The 2670-nt window shown below is 70.3% G+C and carries 3 protein-coding genes; 2 read left to right on the top strand and 1 reads right to left on the bottom strand.

Annotated elements, in window-relative coordinates; all coding sequences use genetic code 11:
• Positions 1-138: 138 nt before the first annotated feature.
• A complete protein-coding gene (locus RWP81_RS16100; RefSeq protein WP_314457813.1) occupies positions 139-465 on the top strand; it encodes a thiamine-binding protein in 327 nt (108 codons plus the stop codon).
• 223 nt (positions 466-688) lie between these two features.
• Here RWP81_RS16100 and RWP81_RS16105 read toward each other — a convergent pair whose 3' ends face one another.
• Entirely contained in the window at positions 689-1114 is a 426-nt protein-coding gene (locus RWP81_RS16105; RefSeq protein ID WP_314457815.1) for a hypothetical protein, read from the bottom strand.
• Between the two features lie 239 nt (positions 1115-1353).
• Between RWP81_RS16105 and RWP81_RS16110 the strand changes: the two genes are divergently transcribed.
• Positions 1354-2601, top strand: coding sequence for an MFS transporter (locus tag RWP81_RS16110; protein WP_314457816.1), 1248 nt, complete (start codon positions 1354-1356; stop codon positions 2599-2601).
• Positions 2602-2670 lie beyond the last annotated feature (69 nt).

A 2670-nucleotide genomic window follows, 5' to 3' on the forward strand; every position in this document is an offset into this window, starting at 1 on the left:
CGCGTGCCGACCGCGCGCTGCGATGGCCGGCTCGCGTGCGACCGCCGGCCCGAGGAGTGGGGCTCGCGCACGACCGCCCATCGTGGGTGGGGGTCTTCGCTCGCAGCCTGTCGCGCGCACGGCCCGTAGTCTCGTGACATGCTCATCGCCTTCTCGGTCGCTCCCTCCGGCATCGGTTCCGCTTCGGCGGAGAACCCCGACGGGTCGGTGCACGACGCCGTCGCCGCGGCTGTCGCGGTCGTGCGCGCGTCGGGGCTGCCGCACCGCACCAGCTCGATGTTCACCGAGATCGAGGGGGAGTGGGACGAGGTGTTCGCCGTCGTCAAGGCGGCGACGGATGCCGTGATGCCCTTCGGATCGCGCGTGTCGCTCGTGCTGAAGGCCGACATCCGACCGGGCCGCACAGGCGAGATGGACGGCAAGGTCGAGCGTCTCGAGAAGGCCCTGGAGCGCCGGACCGACTGAGGCTGCCTCCCACCCCGGCCGAGCGCGGGTCGGGGTCGTTCGGCGTGATGTCGTGCATCGGTGAATTGCTCGGACGTTCGCGCGTGGGCTGGCCTGTCGCAGCCCCGTCGGCCTCATACGTCGGCCGACCTGTCACCGCCTCGCCGGTCTCACGCGGCGGACCGTCCCGTCACCGCCCCGCCGGTCTCACGCGGCGGGCCGTCTCGTCACCGCCCCGCCGGTCTCACGCGGCGGGCGGGTCGGTCCAGACGCGCCTCGCGATGGCCGTCACGTCGGAGTCGATGCGGGCCATATCGTCGCGGAGTCGACTCTCGACGCTCTCGATCTGGGAGCTGAGGCGCGCCTCGACGCTGTCGATCTTGCCGTTGAGTCCGGCTTCGACGCTGCCGATCTTGGCGGTGAGTCCGGCTTCGACGCCGTCGATCTTGGCGGCGAGTCCGGCTTCGACGCCGTCGATCCTGAACCTCGTGACCTGGAACTCCGACACTGTCTCGTGACGCAGCGCGTCGATCCGCGCTTCGAGCCGATCCGTGTTCGCGGTGATGACCTTCGTCAGCGATCCCACGATGAGGTTCGTGCTGAACGTCATGCCGCCGAGCACGGCCGCGGCGAAGGTTCCGATCAGCACCCAGACCTGTGGTTCCGTCATCTCCTGCATCCCTTCATTGTCCGGTGAGGTGTGAGAGAGTGCCACGTTCTGACCGGGTGAAAATGCCGCATCTGCGCGATGGGGGAGAACCCTCCGATCAGACGCCCTGTGCAGGAGGGGCGAGGGATGCGGGACAACGGGGCGGGCTCACGCACCGCTCTCGAAACGATTCGACCAGACGGCCGCGAGCCCCCTACACTCATCGGGTGACCTCTTCGACGACCTCGAGAGGTGCGGCGATGCGGGCGCTCCTTTCTCTCGCCATCGGCAGTTTCGGTATCGGCATGACCGAGTTCGTGGTGATGGGCCTGCTGCCCAACATCGCGCGCGAGCTCGTCCCCGGTGCGTGGGCGGCCTCGCCCGACGACGCCATCGCCCAGGCGGGCTGGCTCATCTCGCTCTACGCCCTCGGTGTGGTCGTCGGCGCCCCCACGATCGCCGGGTCCGTCGCGCGCTTCCCGCGCCACCGCGTGATGATCGTGCTGGCCGCCGCGCTGGCGTTCTTCACGCTGCTGACCGTCATCGCCCCCACCTTCGAGCTCGTTGCGGCATCCCGATTCCTCGCCGGACTCCCGCACGGCGCCTACTTCGGCATCGGGGCCCTCGTGGCCGCGGACGCGCTCGGCCCCGGAAACCGCGCCAAGGGCGTCGCCTTCGTGCTCACCGGTCTCACGATCGCCAACGTCGTCGGCGTGCCGCTCGGCACCCTGCTCGGCCAGCAGGTCGGCTGGCGCGCGGCGTTCGCGGTCGTCACCGGCATCTTCCTGCTGGCGACCATCTGCATCGCGCTGTTCGTGCCGAAGCACCCCGGCTCACCCGGTCGCCGATTGCGTGACGAGCTGCGGGTGTTCCGCATCGGCCAGGTGTGGTTCGCGCTGGGGATCGGCGCGGTGGGCTTCGGCGGATTCTTCGCCATGTACAGCTACATCGCCCCCATGATCACCGACGTCGCCGGGCAGCCCGAGTGGAGCGTCTCCCTCGTGCTCGTGGTGGTCGGTATCGGCATGACGATCGGCAACGTCGTGGGGGGCGCGCTGGCTGACAAGAACCTGCGATTCTGGCTCTCCGTCGGTCTGGTCGCCCTCGCCGCGGCATCCGTCGGTCTCGCCCTGACCGCCGGCTGGATCGTCAGCCTCGTGCTGTTCGCGTTCCTCGTCGCCTTCTGCGGGGCGGCGTTGAGCCCGGCCATCCAGACCCGCCTGATGGACGTCGCCGAAGACAATCAGTCCATCGCCGCCGCCCTGAACCACTCGGCGCTGAACATCGGCAACAGCCTCGGAGCGTTCCTGGGCGGTCTCGCGATCGCGGCGGGACTCGGACTCGTCGCCCCCGCCTGGGTCGGCGCCGTGCTCGCCCTGGGCGGGCTGGTCGTCGCCGTCGTGTCGTACCGCATCGAGGATCGCAGCGGCCGTCATCCCGAGCACCGGATGCCGGCTGCCGAGGCCGCGCAGACCGCGATCACGGGGTCGATTCCGACGCAGCGCTGAGGCGACGCGGGCACGGCCCGATCGCACGCCGCGCTCGGTCGGCGCCGGGGTCGGGCGAGTGTCCAGGAC

Source organism: uncultured Microbacterium sp. (genome assembly GCF_963521695.1).
In the GTDB taxonomy this organism is placed as follows: domain Bacteria; phylum Actinomycetota; class Actinomycetes; order Actinomycetales; family Microbacteriaceae; genus Microbacterium.

Bases quoted from the DNA above. Each gene is read 5' to 3' on its own strand.
- RWP81_RS16110 (WP_314457816.1), top strand. From the start codon at position 1,354: ATGCGGGCGCTCCTTTCTCTCGCCATCGGCAGTTTCGGTATCGGCATG.
- RWP81_RS16100 (WP_314457813.1), top strand. From the start codon at position 139: ATGCTCATCGCCTTCTCGGTCGCTCCCTCCGGCATCGGTTCCGCTTCG.
- RWP81_RS16105 (WP_314457815.1), bottom strand. From the start codon at position 1,114: ATGACGGAACCACAGGTCTGGGTGCTGATCGGAACCTTCGCCGCGGCC.